14 protein-coding genes and 1 tRNA gene are annotated in these 18,188 nt (G+C 60.0%); 3 read left to right on the top strand and 12 right to left on the bottom strand.

What is annotated here, in order from left to right:
- Positions 1-4: 4 nt before the first annotated feature.
- The 11 genes from pqqB to rpsU all read right to left on the bottom strand — a co-directional run bounded on the left by pqqB (position 5) and on the right by rpsU (position 15,343).
- Positions 5-916 (bottom strand): pyrroloquinoline quinone biosynthesis protein PqqB, encoded by a 912-nt coding sequence (pqqB, locus tag HBO41_RS20190; RefSeq protein WP_010207003.1) that lies wholly within the window; start codon positions 914-916, stop codon positions 5-7.
- Between the two features lie 71 nt (positions 917-987).
- The gene (pqqA, locus tag HBO41_RS20185) at positions 988-1,062 is read right to left on the bottom strand and encodes a pyrroloquinoline quinone precursor peptide PqqA (RefSeq protein WP_003194766.1); all 75 of its coding nucleotides are present in this window, start codon (positions 1,060-1,062) and stop codon (positions 988-990) included.
- A 158-nt stretch (positions 1,063-1,220) separates the two neighbouring features.
- Positions 1,221-3,578 carry a pyrroloquinoline quinone biosynthesis protein PqqF gene (gene pqqF, locus HBO41_RS20180; protein WP_169987490.1) on the bottom strand — a complete coding sequence of 786 codons (2,358 nt, stop codon included), beginning with the start codon at positions 3,576-3,578 and terminating at the stop codon, positions 1,221-1,223.
- Between the two features lie 48 nt (positions 3,579-3,626).
- The gene (locus tag HBO41_RS20175; RefSeq protein WP_017138045.1) at positions 3,627-4,421 is read right to left on the bottom strand and encodes a carbon-nitrogen hydrolase family protein; all 795 of its coding nucleotides are present in this window, start codon (positions 4,419-4,421) and stop codon (positions 3,627-3,629) included.
- 10 nt (positions 4,422-4,431) lie between these two features.
- Positions 4,432-6,114 (bottom strand): NAD(P)/FAD-dependent oxidoreductase, encoded by a 1,683-nt coding sequence (locus HBO41_RS20170; RefSeq protein ID WP_065929487.1) that lies wholly within the window; start codon positions 6,112-6,114, stop codon positions 4,432-4,434.
- Positions 6,115-6,280: 166 nt separating this feature from the next.
- Entirely contained in the window at positions 6,281-6,727 is a 447-nt protein-coding gene (locus HBO41_RS20165) for an Lrp/AsnC family transcriptional regulator (RefSeq protein WP_106575534.1), read from the bottom strand.
- Positions 6,728-6,813: 86 nt separating this feature from the next.
- Positions 6,814-6,890: transfer RNA gene (locus HBO41_RS20160), tRNA-Ile, on the bottom strand.
- Positions 6,891-6,905: 15 nt separating this feature from the next.
- Positions 6,906-10,649, bottom strand: a complete 3,744-nt coding sequence (locus HBO41_RS20155; RefSeq protein ID WP_169987488.1) for an EAL domain-containing protein — start codon at positions 10,647-10,649, stop codon at positions 6,906-6,908.
- Between the two features lie 137 nt (positions 10,650-10,786).
- Positions 10,787-12,637 (bottom strand): RNA polymerase sigma factor RpoD, encoded by a 1,851-nt coding sequence (rpoD, locus tag HBO41_RS20150; protein WP_017138049.1) that lies wholly within the window; start codon positions 12,635-12,637, stop codon positions 10,787-10,789.
- Between the two features lie 67 nt (positions 12,638-12,704).
- Positions 12,705-14,675: a DNA primase gene (dnaG, locus tag HBO41_RS20145; RefSeq protein WP_017138050.1), complete on the bottom strand. Its 1,971-nt coding sequence runs from the start codon at positions 14,673-14,675 to the stop codon at positions 12,705-12,707.
- A gap of 452 nt (positions 14,676-15,127) precedes the next feature.
- Complete coding sequence (gene rpsU / locus HBO41_RS20140) at positions 15,128-15,343, bottom strand: 30S ribosomal protein S21 (protein ID WP_002551877.1); 216 nt, start codon at positions 15,341-15,343, stop codon at positions 15,128-15,130.
- Between the two features lie 203 nt (positions 15,344-15,546).
- Here rpsU and tsaD point away from each other — a divergent pair, with 203 nt between their 5' ends.
- Positions 15,547-16,572 carry a tRNA (adenosine(37)-N6)-threonylcarbamoyltransferase complex transferase subunit TsaD gene (gene tsaD / locus HBO41_RS20135; protein ID WP_017138051.1) on the top strand — a complete coding sequence of 342 codons (1,026 nt, stop codon included), beginning with the start codon at positions 15,547-15,549 and terminating at the stop codon, positions 16,570-16,572.
- Positions 16,573-16,606: 34 nt separating this feature from the next.
- Here tsaD and plsY read toward each other — a convergent pair whose 3' ends face one another.
- Positions 16,607-17,176 carry a glycerol-3-phosphate 1-O-acyltransferase PlsY gene (gene plsY, locus HBO41_RS20130; protein ID WP_056857845.1) on the bottom strand — a complete coding sequence of 190 codons (570 nt, stop codon included), beginning with the start codon at positions 17,174-17,176 and terminating at the stop codon, positions 16,607-16,609.
- Positions 17,177-17,249: 73 nt separating this feature from the next.
- Between plsY and folB the strand changes: the two genes are divergently transcribed.
- Positions 17,250-17,603, top strand: a complete 354-nt coding sequence (gene folB, locus HBO41_RS20125) for a dihydroneopterin aldolase (protein WP_017138053.1) — start codon at positions 17,250-17,252, stop codon at positions 17,601-17,603.
- A complete protein-coding gene (folK, locus tag HBO41_RS20120; RefSeq protein ID WP_017138054.1) occupies positions 17,594-18,112 on the top strand; it encodes a 2-amino-4-hydroxy-6-hydroxymethyldihydropteridine diphosphokinase in 519 nt (172 codons plus the stop codon). Before folB ends, folK begins: the two co-directional genes overlap by 10 nt.
- Positions 18,113-18,188 lie beyond the last annotated feature (76 nt).

The following is an 18,188-nucleotide window of genomic DNA, read 5'->3' as shown; positions in this document are numbered from 1 at the left end:
GCTCCTACAATTCAATGCTCATGCCGTCGTAAGCCACTTCGACATTGCGCCGCACCAGCTCGGCGCGCTCGGGGGAGTCTTCGTCGAGGATCGGGTTGGTGTTGTTGATGTGGATAAGCACCTTGCGCTGCTTGGGTAGCTGCTCCAGTACTTCGAGCATGCCGCCAGGGCCGTTCTGCGCCAGGTGGCCCATCTCGCGGCCGGTGCGGGTGCCGACGCCGCGGCGCTGCATTTCATCGTCGTCCCACATCGTGCCGTCCACCAGCAGGCAGTCGCTGCCCGCCATGATTTCCAGCAGCGGCGCGTCGACTTTGCCCAGGCCTGGGGCGTAGAACAATTTACCGCCAGTGCGCAGGTCCTCGACGATCAGGCCGATGTTATCGCCTGGGTGCGGGTCAAAGCGGTGCGGCGAGTAGGGCGGCGCGGCGCTACGCAAGGGCAGCGGGGTGAAGCGCAGATTCGGGCAGGCCGGGATGGTGAAGCTGGCGTCCAGCTCGATACGGTTCCACGCCAGGCCGCCGTTCCAGTGGGTCAACATGGTGAACAGCGGGAAACCGGTGCTGAGGTCTTCATGGACCATGTCGGTGCACCACACCTGATGCGGGCAACCTTCGCGCAAGCTCAACAGGCCGGTGGTGTGGTCGATCTGACTGTCCATCAGGATAATTGCGCTGATGCCGGTATCGCGCAGGGCACGGCCGGGTTGCATCGGCGCAAAGCCTTGCAGTTGCGCACGGATATCCGGCGAAGCATTGCACAGCACCCAGTTCACGCCATCGTCGGAGATCGCGATGGACGACTGGGTACGCGCCTGGGCGCGCAGGCTGCCGTCGCGAAAGCCTGCGCAGTTCACGCAGTTGCAGTTCCACTGCGGGAAGCCACCGCCGGCGGCGGAACCTAGAATCTGGACAAACATGATTGCTCCATCACGCAAAGCTCAAAACAAAAACGCCCCGGGCGAACCGAGGCGTTGTATTACTCAGCCAATCAACGGCTGGCGAAGTACATGGTGACTTCGAAACCGATACGCAGATCAGTGTAAGCGGGTTTGGACCAGGTCATATTCATACTCCTACCAAGGGATGGGACGTTCACTACCAAGTAATACATATAGTCCACCTCCTATTGGAGATGTTCAGATATTGCGTATGAATATTACGCAATTCTTTTCAAGTTAGCGCTGTCTTGACGGAAAAAGCCTGTTGCAGGGTTGGCAATGATCAGCCTGCCGGTTGCCAGGAGTCGTTGATTCGCGGGCCGTTGGCCACGCAACGCCAGCCGCCTGAGGCATCGTTGAGTTGCTGGGCGGCGCGCTGCAGATCCTCGCGTGTGCGGTTTTGTATCAACTGTTGTAGCAGGTCCAGGTAACCCGACGGATGGCCCGCCAAGTAAGCCTGCCACAGCAGTTCGGCGGCTTGGTTGAGCGGCAGTTGCTGGGCACTGAATTGCTGCGCCAGGGTCTGGTTGCCCAGGTCTGGGCTGCTGTCGATTAACGACGGTAATTGCTTCAGAAAGGTCTGCAGGTGATCGACGATCCCGCTCAGTGAAACGCTGGGGGACTGCACACCAAACAGCAGCCCGGTTTGCCCGTTGACCTGTCGGATGCCGCTGAAGACCGCGTAGCCGATTTGCAGATCAACCCGCAGGCACTGGTAAAACGGCCCGTGCAGCAGATGCCCAAGCAGTCGCCAGGCGGCTTCGTCGGCCAAGGCTGGCGTCGGTGCTGGGCAAAACAGCAGTAAAGCGGCTTCATTGGAGTCTGTATTTATCGCGTGCCAGAGCTTCCGGCCGTCGAGGGTTGGCGGTGTGTGTTCAATGCTTGCCGCCTGCCCAGGCAGCCGCGCTGCGGCGATTTTGATCGCGGCTTCACAAGCGGCCGGCAATCCAAAGCCGAGCCCATGCCATCGAGCCGTAGCCCATGAAGCTGGCCCGGAGTGAGTGTCGGTGCAGCAAACGGGCAGCGCCTTGAGCAACGCTCGGATGGCGATCATCGGTGTCGCGGCGGGTGCGGCGTCTTGTGGCAGGCTTAAGCTTTGCGCCAATACGTCCAGAACAGCCGGCATGGGCTGATGAAGACCGACCATTTTCACCAGGAAATCATTGCCGATCGTTTCGAAAGACAACTCAACTCCGGCCTGCCGGGCATTCTCGCGCAATGGCTGTAATGTATTTTCCAACCCCACGGGCGCGGCGTTATCAAACTGCCATTGCAGATACAGCGCGCCTTCATCGGTGTCATCCGCCAATGCCTGGCTGAATGTCAGCGCCGACACCTCACGACGGCCCCGGGAGCGGTCTTGCGCGAAGGTGCGCAAACCACGATGGGCGCTGGTCTGGCCGCGGATCAGCTCGGCGCGTTGTTCTTTGGCCGGCGGAAGCAGGAATGGGTTGTTCGGCGGCAACTGCCAAGCCTGTCTGGCCGGTTTGAGGTGCAGTGAATCCAGCAGTTTTTTGAGTGCGACGACGCCCTGTTCCGACAGGTCTTCACTTTCGTTTCGCACCCATGCCAAGGCACTTTGGGTCTGTTGCTGGCGAGCGTTCAGCAAGGCGAACTCTTCGCGTAAAGGTGTCCAATCGCTGTGTGCGAAAAAGCTCAGCCAGTCGTGCAGCAACGCTTCGATTTGCGTAGCCGAATCGTCTTGAGTATCGAGGGTAAAGTCGATATCCAATACGGCTTGCCCGGCAAACGCATAAAGCACGGTCGCCTGCATGGCATTGGCCAGTTTTCGCGCTTTCAGCTCAGCCAGTAAACCACCCGGCGCCGTAGCATTGAGCCAGGTGCAGAGAAACGCCAGGGCTTGGCGAGGCGCGTCACAGGTGATGACATGGTGCAGGTGGTTATCGGCGATGTATTGAAAGCCCTGGGCGTGGCCGAGCATCAGCGCAGGCGGCGCAGCCTGTGGGTGCTGAGGGCCAGTGGCCAATTCGTCGCTGAAACGCTGGGCCAACGCTTGCAGTTCTTCCAATGGTTGCGGGCCGGCAAGGTTTAATGTCATCTGCCCGCTCTGATAGAACCTGGTATGGAATTCCTTCAATGCCTGCTGAAACGCCTCACGCTCAACCGGCAGGCTATCCCGATTACCGGCATGAAAACCGCGCAGCGGATGGTCCGCCGCCAAGCCTTCCAGCAGCGCAACCTGCTGCTGCGCCTTGGCATCCTGGGACCAGGCCACAAACTCCGCTTGCAGCACTTCGCGCTCACGCAGTTGGTCTTCAATCGTCAGGCGCGGATGGGTGAGCATATCCGCCAGCCGCTCCAGCCCATCGGCAAAGGTTGGCACCGGCAATTCAAAGAAAAAGTCCGTGGTGCGCTCGCGGGTGCTGGCGTTGACCTGCCCACCCTGGCGCTGCACGTAGGCCATCAAGCCTTCGCTTGTGGGAAAACGCGCAGTGCCGAGAAACAGCAAATGCTCAAGAAAATGCGCCAAGCCCGGCCACGCGAGTGGCACGTCATGGCTGCCGGCGGCCACGCGCAACATCGCGGCGCAACGCTTCAAGCGTGGCGCATGGCGCAAGGAAACCCGCAGGCCGTTGGCCAGGGTCAAGTCAAGGTGATGAGGGTGGGCCGGCGCAGGCATGGGCACTTCCGAAACGTAGGATGTGCCTATGCTAACAAACCGTCTGGCTCAGGGCTTGTGCAGCGCGCCGTACAACTCTGGGCGACGGTCTTGCAGGTAGTGATTGGCCGCGCGGGCATCCAGGATCGACTGGCGATCCAGCGTACCGACGATCAACGATTCATCCAGCCCCGCCTGGGCGATTCGCTGGCCATTGGGCGCAGCAATACTGCTTTGCCCGCAGTACTGAATCTCGCCTTCGTGCCCGCAGTAGTTGGCGTAGGCCACATAGCACTGGTTTTCAAAGGCCCGCGCCCGCACGGTCACGTCGGCAACAAAGTCGAACGGCACCATATTGGCCGTCGGCACCAGGATCACCTCGGCGCCGGCCAGGGCCAGGCGGCGGGTGTTTTCCGGGAACTCCAGGTCGTAGCAGATCAGAAACCCGAGCTTCCAGCCGTTAAGCTCCACCAGTGGGAAATCATCTTCCCCGGCGCTGAACATCGAGTGGTCCAGGTCGCCAAACAGATGAGTCTTGCGATAGTTGCACAGGCGCTGGCCGTGGGCATCGATCAACTGCACGGCGTTGTAGATCTGCCCGTCCTCAGCCCGCTCCGGGTAACCGTAGAGAATGGCCAGTCCGGCGCTTTTGGCCAGCTCGGCAATCGCCTGAGCCGACGGCCCATCCTGGGCTTCGGCGAGTGCGCCCACCGCTTCCGCGCCAATGTTGTAGCCGCTGAGGAACATCTCCGGCAGCACCAGCACGTCGGCACCGGTCGCCTCATGCGCCAATTGATGCAGGCGCTTGAGGTTGCCGGCCACATCCAGCGGCAGCGGTGGGCATTGGTACAGGGCGACACGCATGCTCAACTCCTTAATCGGCCAGGGCGATCGGGCCGATTTCGTCAAAGACATCACCTGGGCCCGGGTTTTCGGGGTGAGTGCTGCCGCCGAAGTGGGTCATGATGCCCCATACCGCATTCAGCGAGGTTTGCACCGCGCCCTCGACCCAAGCAGGCGTCCAGGATACGTCGTCACCGGCGATAAAAATCCCACGCTGTTCGGCGGGCATGTCCTTCTGCATAAAGTGCGCATACATGCGCTGGTTGTAGCGATAGTGGCCGGGCAACGCGCCTTTGAAGGCGCCGAGGAAATGCGGGTCGGCTTCCCAGGACACGGTGATCGGGTCGCCGATGATGCGCGCCTTGATATCGACTTTCGGGTAGATCTTTTTCAGCGCGTCGAGCGCCAGTTTCACGCGCTTGTCGATGGGTTGCGGGAGCATTTTCAGCGCGTCGCTCATCCACGAGTACGACAGGCAAATCACGCCTGGCTTGTCGTCACCGTTGTCGAACAGATAGGTGCCACGGGTGAGGCGATCGGTGAGGGTCATGCTCATCAGGTCGCGGCCGGTCTCCGGGTCCTTGTCTTTCCAGAACGGGCGGTCGACCATCACGAAGGTTTTCGACGATTGCATGTAGCGTGTGCGGTCCAGAGCCATCCACATTTTTTGCGAGAACAGGGTTTCGTCGCATTCGATCTGGGTGGTCAGCAGCCAGCTTTGACAGGTAGTCAGCACGGCGGCGTATTCGCGGGTGTCACCGTAGTTGTCGGTGACCGCAAAGCGGCCATCGGCAGCGTGGGCAATGCGTTTTACCCCTGCCCGTGGCGCGCCGCGATGCAAAGAGCTGAGGCTGGTGCCGGCGGGCCAATGGGCGCAACGCTCCGGCACATGGCGCCAGATGCCCATGGGCACTTGCGCTACGCCGCCAACCACCAGGTGTTGGTGATCGTCGCAGTTGGTCATCACCACGCGGAAGATTTCCAGCATCGAGTTGGGGAAATCCGAGTCCCAGCCGCCAGTGCCGAAACCCACTTGGCCAAACACTTCGCGGTGCGCGAACGACAGTTTGGCGAACGCCTTGGACGTGGCGACGAAGTCATAGAAGGTGCGGTCGTCCCACAGCGGTACCAGCTTGTTCCACAGCGCCTTGAGGCGTGGCACGTCGCGATCGCGAATGGCTTGCTGGATATCACCGAACTGCGAGCCGGCCTCCAGCGCATCCGCCCAGGCATCGGCAACTTCCTGGAACAGCACCGGCAGGTCCGAGAGTTTTTGTGCGTAGTGGGTCTGGCCTTCGAGGTCGACCACGGTGCTGCCGGAAGCCGGTGTCAGTGGGTTGGGAAAAGGTTTGGTCTCCAGGCCCAGCTTGTCCACATAGTGGTAGAACGCAGTGGACGATACCGGAAAACGCATGCCGCCCAGCTCGGCGATGATGCCTTCGGCGCCTTCAAAGGCCTGGGAGCGCAAACGCCCGCCCATCTTCGAGGCCTCGTATACCACCGGCTTGAGGCCCAGCTTCATCAGCTCGTAAGCCGCCACCAGCCCTGCGATCCCGGCTCCCACAATCGCCACTTCCGCGCCATGGTTGGCCGCGGGAATACTGCCCAGGCCAGCCGGATGTTCGATCCAGTCATCAAAGGCAAACGGAAAATCCGGGCCAAAGATGGTGATAGGTTTTTTACCGTCGGCGGGATGGCGATTGGTCTTGCTGATGGTGCTGGACGGAATGCTCATGGCTGACCTTACTGACGACTCGCGGGATTCGGCCCGTTGAGTATAGGAAAAGATGGCAGCCAGTTTAGGGAGCGTAGCGTTCGTTATTAAGACGCAATGTGTCGTCGGATTGAATTGTTTTTAGTCAGAATGACGAAGTGGCTGGTCAAACTGGCTGACCACGGTCCAATTTGTTACTGAGGATGATCGACGTGGTGGTTTTCTCTACGCCATCGACACTGCCGATCTGGTCCAGCAATTGGTCCAACTGTTCCGGCGAATCGGTGCGCAGCCAGGCCACGTAATCGAACTCGCCGCTTACCGCACACAACTGCTGCACCTGCGCCATGGCGCTCAGCCGGCGCAACACTTCCTTGCCCGAGCGCGCTTGAACGGTGATGCCGACATACGCCTGCAAACCTCCATCGACCACACGCTGCCCGAGGCGCACGCCATAGCCGGTGATCACCTGGGTTTTCTCCAGGCGCGCCAGGCGCGAGGTCACCGTGGTGCGCGCAATGCCCAACTGCCGGGCAAGCATGGCCACGCTTTCGCGGGCGTTGATCTGCAAGGCGGCGATCAGTTGGCGATCGATTTCATCGAGGACGGGCAAGGGTGGGCTCCGGTGCGAGGGCAATGAGGCGGTATGTTACAGACTTCCAGACACGAAAAAGCCGCGCAGTGCGCGGCTTTCTTGTTTGGTGGGCCCAGTAGGACTCGAACCTACGACCAAAGGATTATGAGTCCTCTGCTCTAACCAACTGAGCTATAGGCCCTCAGTAGGACGCGGATTATAGCGACGGTTTCCGTGCTGTGCCATCCGAAAAGTCTGAAACCCGCATATGAAGAAAAGTCTCGGCAAAAAGCTCCGGCGGCAGCGGCAGGCTGACGATGTAGCCTTGCATCTGTTCGCAGCCTTCGGCGGCCAGGAAGGCTTGTTGTGCGGGGTTTTCCACGCCTTCGGCAATGATGGTGAATTGCATGCTGTGGCCCAGGGCGATGATGGCGCGCACGATGGCGGCGTCGTGGGGGTCGTCGGGCAGGCCGCGCACGAAAGACTGGTCGATCTTGAGGAAGTCCAGTGGCAGGCGCTTGAGGTAACTGAGTGAAGAATAGCCGGTGCCGAAGTCATCGATGGCCAGTTGCACGCCCAGGTGCTTGAGTTGGTGCAGCACTTCTAGGGCTTCTTCGGCCTGGCTCATGATGAAGTTTTCGGTGATCTCCAGTTGCAGGCAACCGGGCTCCAAGTGGTAGTCGTGCAACAGTTGTTCGATGCGCGCGAGCAGGTTGGGGTGACGCAGTTGTGCGCCGGCGAGGTTGACTGACAGCGAGCCGAAATCGTTGAAGGCGTGTTTCCAGGTGTGCATCTGACGGCAGGCCTGTTCCAGTACCCAGTCGCCAATCTGCAGGATCGTGCCGTTCTCCTCGGCCAGGGAGATGAAGTGTTCCGGCGGCACGTCGCCAAAGGTCGGGTGGTGCCAGCGAATCAATGCTTCGGCGCCGATCAGTTCCTGGGTGACCAGGCTGAGCTTCGGTTGGTAGTACAGAAACAGCTCTTCACGCTCGATGGCACGGCGCAGTTCGTGCTCGAGGGCCACGCGTTCGTTGGCCTGGGCGGTGAGGTCGCGAGTGTAGCTCTCGACACGGTTGCGGCCTTTGGCCTTGGAGCGGTACATCGCGGCATCGGCGTTTTTGACCAGGGTAGCGACGTCGGTACCGTCCTGTGGATAGAGGCTGGTGCCGATGCTGGCGCTGATAAAGAACTCATGCTCGCCGGCCTGGAACGGCGGGGTGAAGCAGGCGAGCAGTTTATTGGCCAGGTGTTCGGCATCGCTGGCTTGTTGCAGGCCGGGCAGCAGGATGATGAATTCGTCGCCGCCCAGGCGTGCCACGGTGTCGATGTCGCGCAGTTGCTCCTTGAGGCGCACGGCGATGTCCTTGAGCAGCAGGTCGCCGACGGGGTGGCCGAGGCTGTCGTTGATATGCTTGAACCGGTCCAGGTCGAGGAACAGCACGGCGCCTTGGTGACCGGTTTCTTCCTGGCTGGTGAGGGCGGCTTGCAGTCGGCTTTCAAACAGGGTGCGGTTGGGCAGGCCGGTCAGTGGGTCGTGGTGTGCCTGATAATCGAGGCGAGCCTGGGCGTGCTTGAGACTGGAGATGTCGGCAAACACGGCAACAAAGTGTGTGATCAACTGGTCGCGGTTACGCACGGCGCTGATGGTCAGCCAGCTGGGGTATAGCTCGCCGTTTTTGCGGCGGTTGGAAATCTCGCCCTGCCAGTGGCCGTGAGCCGTCAATTGATGCCACATCGCCGCATAGAACGCGCTGTCATGCAGGCCGGAAGCGAGCAGGCGCGGCGTGCTACCAAGGGCTTCGGCTTCGCTGTAGCCGGTGATTTCGCTGAAAGCACGGTTGACGGCGCTGATGTTCTGCCGGGTGTCGGTGATCAATACCCCTTCGGCCGTGCTCTCGAACACCGTGGCGGCCTGTTGCAGTTTTTCCTGCATCACTTGGCGTTCGGTGATGTCACGGGCGATGGTCAGCATGCAGTCATCCTCGCCGATGGGCAGCGGCCGGCTGGACACTTCGCACAGGCGAATCAAGCCGTCGGCGCGGCGGATATGGCAGACGAAGTCACGCACAAAACCGTCGCGTTGCATCAGTTCCAGCATGTGCTTGCGTTCGTTGAGGTCGACCCAGATGCCCAGGTCCAGGGTCGACTGGTCGAGCGAGTTCGCACTGCTAAAGCCCGTCAGGCGGGTGAAGCCTTCGTTCACTTCAATCAAAAGCCCATCGCGTTGGCGGCTGAGCAGCAAACCGTCGGGTGAGGCGTGGAAGGCCTTGGCGAATTTCTCTTCGGAGGTTTGCAGCAGTTGCTGGGTTTCCTTGAGTTGGGTGATGTCACGCACCACCACCACCAAGGCTTCTGTGGTGTCGAGTTGGAACGGTTCGGCGGAGATCAGCCCGGTAAATGCCTGGCCATTGCTGCGCAGAAATGGCATTTCCAGGTTGCGGATGCTGGTGGTCTGCACACGTTGCAGCAGGTCGGGGCCGACGCCTTGAATGCCCCAGATGTTCAGCTCGGTGGCGGTCTTGCCCACGACTTGTTCGGCGCTCAGCCCAATCTGGTCCTCGAATGCCTTGTTCACCTCCAGCAGGCAGCCATCAGAGAGGCGGGCGATGACCAGGATGTCCGGGCATTGCTGAAACACCGAGGCAAACTTCTCTTCGGAAAGCTGCAAAGCCTCCTCTGTGCGCTTGGCTTCGCTGATATCGATCATCAAACCGCGCAACACCGGCTCATGGCCGTGCTCGATCAGGCTGACGATATCGCGCACCCACAAGCAACGGCCGTCGGCGGTAATCACTCGATAATCGAGGCTGTGATCGCGGTTGGCGCGGGTTTCCTGGAAGCAGAATGCCTCCGCTCGGGTCAGGTCGGCAGGGTGGATGATGTTGCGCCAGAAGCCTGGAATCAGCCAATGGGCGCGGGGATAGCCCAGCAGGTCTTCGGCGTGGGGCGAAACGTAGCTGTAGGTGAAGTCGGTGATGCTGGCTTCCCAGGCAATCGCGGACAGGCTCTCGACCAGGCCGCGATAGTGGTATTCGCTGCTGCGCAACTCTTGCTCAAGGGCGACTCGCCGGGCAATTTCCGAGCTGAGCCGGCGGTTGATGCGAATCACGATGGCCAACACGGTGCTCAGCAGCAGCACCGCCGGCAGGCCGTACATCAGCAAGTCGGCCCAGAAGGTGCGGTGATCGGTGAAGCTGCCGACCCAGTGTTGCTGGATCGCGTCGGTTTCGTCGGAGCTGAGGTCAGCGAGGACTTTGTCCAGGATGCCCACCAGTGTTTTCTGGTCGCGCGGTACGCCCATCGCCAACTGGTATCGATAGGGCGTTTCGCCGCTGACGTATAAACCATCCAGCTTGAGCTGGCGCAGGCTCCAGACGCTGGAGGCGAGGTCGCCGACAACCGCATCCACTTCATCGGTGGCCAGGGCTTGCAGCGTCGAGCTGACGTTCGGCATGGCCACCAGGTTTAGGTCGGGATGGTGGGTGCGCAGTAATTCGTGCGGCGCGTAGTTTTCCACCACGGCGATCTTCAGGCCGTACAGGTCTTTAAGGTTGCGCGGTTTCGCGCCGCCCTCATGGGCGAGGATGACGATCGGGAAATCCAGGTACGGACGTGTAAAGCCCAGGTAATTCTGGCGTTCGGGCGTCGACATGATGCCGGGCAACAGGTCGAGCTGATTGTTTTTCGCCTGTTCGAGCACGGCGGTCCAGTTTTCCGGCTCGATGAGCTTGATCCGCACGCCCAGGCGGTCCTGGATCAGGCGTACATAGTCGGCTGCGAGGCCTTGATAACGGCCATTTTCATCACGGTATTCGAAGGGCGGCCAAGAAGCGTCCACCCCCAGGCGCAGCTCCTGATGGTCCGCCAGCCAGCCACGCTCATCATCAGTAAGAGTCAACGCGCCAGCCGTTGCGGTCCAGGCGAGCAGCGACAGCAGTATCACGGTCGGCAGTCTGGGCATAACGGTCTCGTTATGGCACGGGGAATGTTTCGAGTGTAGACGGGCATTGCGGGGGAGGGGGTGTTGCGGGGGAAGTTAATCCATAGAAAGTAATCTATGGAAAACAAAACCCCCGGCCTGGGCCGGGGGTTCTGGTATCACTCGTCGAGGAAGGAGCGCAGATGCTCGCTTCGCGTCGGGTGGCGCAACTTGCGCAGTGCCTTGGCTTCGATCTGACGGATCCGCTCGCGGGTCACGTCAAACTGCTTACCGACTTCCTCAAGGGTGTGGTCGGTATTCATGTCGATGCCGAAACGCATGCGCAGTACCTTGGCTTCACGGGCAGTGAGGCCGGACAGTACGTCGCGAGTCGCTTCTTTAAGGCTCTCAACAGTGGCGACATCGATTGGCGACTGCATGGTCGAGTCTTCGATGAAGTCACCCAGGTGGGAGTCTTCGTCATCACCAATCGGCGTTTCCATGGAGATCGGCTCTTTAGCGATCTTCAATACCTTGCGGATTTTATCCTCAGGCATTTCCATGCGTTCGCCCAGCTCTTCCGGGGTCGGTTCGCGACCCATTTCCTGCAACATCTGCCGGGAAATACGGTTGAGCTTGTTGATCGTCTCGATCATGTGCACCGGAATACGGATGGTGCGAGCCTGGTCGGCGATCGAGCGAGTGATCGCCTGACGGATCCACCAGGTGGCATAAGTCGAGAACTTGTAGCCGCGACGGTATTCGAACTTGTCCACCGCCTTCATCAAGCCGATGTTGCCTTCCTGGATCAGATCGAGGAATTGCAGACCACGGTTGGTGTACTTCTTGGCGATCGAGATCACCAGACGCAAGTTCGCTTCAACCATCTCTTTCTTCGCGCGGCGGGCCTTGGCCTCACCGATCGACATGCGACGGTTGATGTCTTTGATTTCAGCAATCGTCAGACCGGTTTCGGTCTCAAGCGCGGTCAGCTTCTGCTGGCAACGGATGATGTCCGGCTGCAGGCGACCAATGGCTTCGGCGTATTTCGCCTTGCCTTTGGCCAGTGCGTCGGTCCAGCTTTCGTCTACTTCGTTGCCCGGGAACTGGCGCAGGAAGTCAGCCCGCGGCATACGTGCATCACGTACACACAGCTGCATGATTGCGCGTTCTTGCGCACGCAGACGTTCAAGGGCACTGCGAACACGCTCAACCAAGCCTTCGAATTGCTTCGGTACCAGCTTGATCGGCATGAACAGCTCAGCCAGGGCCACCAGCTCGGCAATCGCCAGCTTGTTGGAGCGACCGTGCTTTTTCAGGGCCTTGCGGGTGATTTCCATTTGATCGGAAACCGCACCGAAACGCTGGGCTGCGATGATCGGGTCCGGGCCGCTTTCAACTTCATCTTCGTCGTCGCTGCTGGCTTCAGCATCGTCGTCTTCGGTGTCGTCGTCAGCCTTCGCGGCTTTCGCATCGACGGGCGGCGGTACTTCGGCGGCAGGCGGCGCAATGCCGTCGTCCGGGTCGATGTAGCCGCTCAGAACGTCAGACAGGCGGCCACCTTCGGTGGTGACGCGAGTGTACTCGGAGAGAATGTGGTCAACCGTGCCAGGGAAGTGCGCGATTGCGCCCATCACTTCACGGATACCCTCTTCAATACGTTTGGCGATTTCGATTTCGCCTTCACGTGTCAGCAGCTCGACGGTACCCATTTCACGCATATACATGCGCACAGGGTCAGTCGTACGACCGATGTCGGTCTCCACCGCTGCCAGCGCAGCAGCCGCTTCTTCAGCAGCTGCCTCGTCGGTATCGGAGTCGGCCAACATAAGGGCGTCCGCATCCGGAGCACTCTCGTGTACGGGGATCCCCATGTCATTAATCATGCGGATGATGTCTTCCACCTGCTCAGGATCTGAAATATCCTCAGGCAGGTGATCGTTGACCTCTGCGTAAGTCAGATATTTCTGCTCACGACCAAGGGTGATCAACTCTTTAATACGAGACTGTTGTTGCGCTTTTCCGGACATAACACCCTATCCACTGAAGGTCTTGGCGGGCAAAAAACAAGCCGAGGATTATACCCGAGCTATGACCTCACACGCCAGCTGAGGTCGGGTTAGATGTACAAACATTCTGTTTTAAGAGGTCGCGCATCTGTTTTGCTATCTGAATTTGCTCTTCAGCCGACAATCCCGGCTGCCTTGCACGCTTGATCAGCTCATCCAGGGTCTGCGTGTGCTGACCTGCGGATAACCTAGTAATGGTGTCTAAAAACTGTTGTTCAAGGTTGTCGCCGTCAATTAGCCACTCCTTTTCCGCCAGTGCTTTAAGCAAGCGTCCTTGTTCGGTGCCGTGCCAACGAGCCATCAATTGAATTGAGTTTAGCTTAGGATTTTTCTGTACCGCCTCAATCAAGGCGATCAGTACCTGAGCATACGTGTTGCTCTCGTTGGCAAAGTGATCGGCGCTCTCAACTTTTTTTGCCAATTGCGGGTGGTGAATAAGTGTTCGCAGCGCAATGAGCGTTGGAGCTTCGACGGCGACAGGAGTTCGCGGCGCGTATGCCTCGTCGCGGTCACCGCGTTTGCCGTTCTTGTTCCAGGGTTTCTTGTCCCATTTTTTACCGCCGGCGCCGGGTTTCTTCGGTGTCCACTCCTGCTGGGGCGCATAGGCCTCCTGCGGTTGGTGGAAGTCGGAATAGTCCGGCATGGCGTCGTAATCCATGCCTGGGTCGTAGGCCGGTGGCGCTTCCTGCGGTGCGCTATGCACCAGCTGGCTGACGGCCTCGCCACTCAGGCCGGTGATTTCCAGCAGGCGCATGCGCATCAGTGACTTCAGGTTGGCGCCTGGCACTTTGTCGATCAGCGGCGCTGCGAGGGTGGCCATGTGGGCCTTGCCTTCGAGGGAGCGCGGGTCGGCTTCTTCGGTTAACTGCTGGAAGAAATAGTCCGCCAGCGGCTGTGCGTGTTGATTGATGCGGGCGCGGAAGGCGTCGGTGCCTTCGGAGCGCACCAGGGTGTCCGGGTCTTCGCCTTCGGGCAGGAACAGAAAGCGCGCGCGGCGCCCGTCCTGCAGGCTCGACAGCGTGGCTTCGAGCGCACGCCAAGCGGCGTTACGGCCGGCCTGGTCGCCGTCAAAACAGAACAGCACGCTGGGCACCACGCGAAAGAGACGCTTCATGTGTTCTTCGCTGGTGGCGGTGCCCAGGGTAGCGACGGCATTGCGCAGGCCTTGCTGCGCCAGGGCAATGACGTCCATGTAGCCTTCCACCACGATGATTTCATCGAGGTTGCGATTGTTTTTGCGCGCTTCAAACAGGCCGTAGAGTTCCTGGCCCTTGTGAAATACCGGCGTTTCCGGGGAGTTCAGGTATTTAGGCTTGTCGTCCCCGAGCACGCGGCCACCAAAAGCGATGATGCGGCCACGGCTGTCGCGGATCGGAAACATCACGCGGTCGCGGAAGCGGTCATAGCGCTTGCCGGTCTCGGCGTTTTCCACGAGTAGACCGGCATCGATCATGGCCTTCTGCTGCAGCGTATCGCTGCTCAGATGCTTGTACAGGTTGTCCCAGCCCGGCGGGGCGAAGCCCAGGCCAAAATCCCGGGCGATCTCACCGGTGAGGCCGCGACCCTTGAGGTACTCGACGGCGGCCTTGCGCTGCGGATGGCTTTTAAGCGCCTGACGGTAGAAGTCGGCAGCGGCCGTCAGCAGCGGGTACAGCGGCGAATCAGTGGGTTGACGCGGTTTGTGCGAGCGGCCACTTTCTTCGCGGGGGATTTCCATGCCGGCGGCTTTGGCCAGTTCCTCGACAGCCTGGGGGAAGTCCAGGTTGTCGTGGTCCATGATAAAGCCGAGGGCATTGCCGCCCGCGCCGCAACCGAAGCAGTAGTAGAACTGCTTGTCGGGGCTGACGCTGAATGACGGGGTTTTTTCTTTGTGGAACGGGCAGCAGGCGGTGTAGTTCTTGCCGGCCTTCTTCATTTGCACGCGCGAGCTGACAACATCGACGATGTCGGTGCGGTTAAGAAGGTCGTCAATAAAACTCTGGGGAATCAGCCCGGCCATGGCGTTCTCGTCATCACTGCGTGTAAATGAGGGCCCGTGAAGTGATCAAGCGCACGTATCGAGTGCTCGAACATCTATCGTTTGCATGGGGAGTGTATCTGCCGAGCATTCACTGACGTTAGTTTGTATCAGTCTTCGGCTTGGAAATGTTGCCCTGGCGTCCGGTGTTGGCCAATAGCAGCCTCGGAAAAGCCTTGATGGGCACAGCCGACACAGTTGATCGTCTGTTTGTAGAATCTGTGTTGCAAGAAAAAGGGGTGTGCTCGTCAGTAGCCTTGTTAGGCTCGTCAGAAGAGACGCGCACCGCTGGCAGAAGAGCCAGTCCTGACGTGTGAAGCAGTGTCTCGGTCGCGTGTGCGGCGTCGACGGTGAAGCATCAAGCGATATCCGCAAATGCCAACAGCCCGGCTGAGGGCCGGGCTTGGCAGAAGCTTGCTACGTAAGTCTGTGTATTAGTACAGACGAACGGCGCGGCGCTGTTCGCGCTGAACTTTCTTGGCGTGACGCTTAACAGCGGCTGCTGCTTTACGCTTACGCTCAGAAGTTGGCTTCTCATAAAATTCGCGGCTACGAACTTCAGCCAGAACACCGGCTTTTTCGCAGGAGCGCTTGAAACGACGCAGAGCTACGTCGAAGGGTTCGTTCTCTTTTACTTTGACGGCTGGCATCCAGAGCTACCTTCTTTCATTACCGGGAATCAACGTTCTCGTCGCAAAAAATTCGCGGCTGAGGTCGTCGGTTTTTAAGGGTTGCGGATGTTAACCCCTCATTGACCGGAATGCAAAGCCTCTGATCGAAAACCGCTAGTCGGGAGGGGGAGTGGCGACTATTATGCGCGCCTTCGAATTCAGCCTCTACAAGGCGCAAACCCATGCTAGTACTGGGACTTGAAACCTCCTGCGACGAAACCGGTGTCGCACTTTACGACAGTGAACGCGGGCTTTTGGCCGATGCACTGTTCAGTCAGATCGACCTGCACCGCGCCTATGGCGGGGTGGTGCCGGAGCTGGCCAGCCGAGATCACGTCAAGCGCATGCTGCCCTTGATTCGCCAGGTGTTGGACGAGGCCGGCTGCGTGCCGACCGAGATCGACGCGATCGCCTATACCGCAGGCCCAGGATTGGTTGGAGCCCTTCTGGTTGGGGCCTCTTGCGCCCAGGCGCTGGCATTTGCCTGGGGTATTCCAGCCCTCGGCGTGCACCATATGGAAGGCCATTTACTGGCACCGATGCTGGAAAAAACACCGCCGCAGTTCCCGTTCGTCGCTTTGTTGGTTTCCGGTGGCCACACGCAGTTGGTTCAGGTGGATGGAATCGGCCAATACACGCTTTTGGGTGAGTCGCTGGACGACGCCGCCGGCGAAGCTTTCGACAAAACCGCGAAGATGATGGGCCTCAATTATCCCGGTGGCCCGGAAATCGCGCGGCTGGCCGAAAAAGGTGTGCCGGGCCGCTACACCTTCCCGCGCCCGATGTGCGACCGCCCAGGCCTGATGTTCAGTTTCAGCGGCTTGAAAACCTCCGCACTGAACACCTGGCAGCAAAGCGTCAGCGCCGGGGACGACAGTGAACAAGCCCGTTGCGACATCGCGCTGGCGTTCCAGCAGGCCGTGGTGGAGACTTTGACCATCAAGTGCAAGCGCGCCCTGAAACAGGCGGGCATGCAGCGTCTGGTGATCGCAGGCGGCGTCAGCGCCAACAAGGCGCTGCGTACCTCGCTGGAAAAAATGCTCGGCGACATGAAGGGTGACGTGTTCTACGCGCGCCCTGAGTTTTGCACCGACAACGGCGCAATGATTGCCTACGCCGGTTGCCAGCGCTTGCAGGCCGGGCAGCACGAAAGCCTGGCGATCAGCGTGCAGGCACGCTGGCCGATGGAGCAGCTTTCACCGCTTTAAGTGGCTTGGCTTGCGCGGGGCTCATCAACGGTATTTAAAAATGCCGTTCGCGCCCGGCAAACAGGTCGCGTAAATTGCCGCGGTGGCGCCACACGATCAGCAGTGTCAGTACGCTCATCGGCAGCAACGCCGCCGGTGCCTGCCAGGCGAGCAGCGGCAGGGTGAGTGGCGTGGCGATCAGTGCGGCCAGCGAGCTGGTGCGGGTCAGGTAGAACGTCAGCAGCCAGGCCAGCACGGCCAGCAGCGCTGCCGGAGGGTAAACCCCCAGCAGCATGCCGGCCGCGGTCGCGACGCCTTTGCCGCCGCGAAAACGGAAGTACAGCGGAAACAGATGGCCCAGGACGGCGCACACGCCCACCCAGGCCTGCTGTTGCAAGGTAAGACCGGCGAAGCTGGCGATCAGTACGGGCAACAAGCCCTTGCAGAGGTCGCCCAGCAGCGTCAGTACGGCGAGTTTCTTGCCGGCCAGGCGCAACATATTGGTGGCGCCGGCATTGCCTGAGCCACTCATTCGCGGGTCGGGATTTCCCGTCAGGCGGCTGAGCAAAATGGCGAAGGACAGCGAGCCGAGCAGGTAGGCGAGAATCGCCAGTAACCAAAACATGCTAACTATTCCGGGCGAGGACGCCCTGATTCTAACCGGGGCAATGCGCCCTTGTCGTGCTGCGGAGAAGAGCTTGGACAGAGTGTTTATCGAAGGCCTGGAAGTCGACACCGTAATCGGGGCCTACGACTGGGAGCGCGGCATCAAGCAATGCCTGCGCCTGGACCTTAGCTTCGCCTGGGACAATCGCCCGGCGGCTGCCGGTGACGACCTGACCCTGGCGCTGGATTACGCCAGTGTGTCCACGCGTATCCAGGCCTTTGCCGAGCAATCCCAATACCAGTTGGTGGAAACCTTTGCCGAGCGGTTGGCCGAAGTGCTGATGAACGAATTCCAGATTCCCTGGCTGCACCTCAAATTGACCAAGCCCGGCGCCGTACCGGCTGCCAAAGGCGTGGGCGTGGAGATCGAGCGCGGATGTCGCTAACTCAGGTTTACCTTGGCCTTGGCAGCAATATCGAGCGCGAGCCGCACCTGTGTGCCGGCTTGAACGCGTTGGCGAGTTTCTTGACCGATGTACGCTGCTCCGCGGTGTTTGAAAGCCAGCCGGTGGGCATCAAGAGCGGGCCATTCTTCAACCTTGTTGTGTCGGCGTATACCGACCTGCCGTTGATGGAGCTGGATCGTCGGTTGAAATTCATCGAGGCTGACAATGGTCGTTATGCCCCGGACCGCAAAGGGCTGCCGTTGGATATCGACGTGCTGCTGTACGGTGACCTGGTGGGGAATTTCGATGGTTTGATCCTGCCCCGCGCAGAGATCCTGAAGAATGCTTTTGTGCTGTGGCCGTTGTCGTTGATGGCGCCCGATCGTGTCCACCCTGAAGTCGATAAGACCATGGCCGAGTTATGGCGCGATGCGCAGATCGACCAGGTGCTGGCGCCAGTTGCGTTTGAATGGCGGGGCCAGCAGTTGACCCCGGCGGATCTACTGTAGCCGCCGATGCGCCTGGCTTGACCGGATTCAACTGTGGGAGCGGGCTTGCCCGCGAAAGCGGTGGGTCAGTCAGCAT

Origin of the sequence: Pseudomonas sp. WS 5146 (assembly GCF_012985495.1) — a bacterium.
GTDB classification, from domain to species: domain Bacteria; phylum Pseudomonadota; class Gammaproteobacteria; order Pseudomonadales; family Pseudomonadaceae; genus Aquipseudomonas; species Aquipseudomonas edaphica.
Note: the sequence above shows the minus strand (reverse complement) of the source record. Positions and strands in the feature narration are given on the sequence as shown.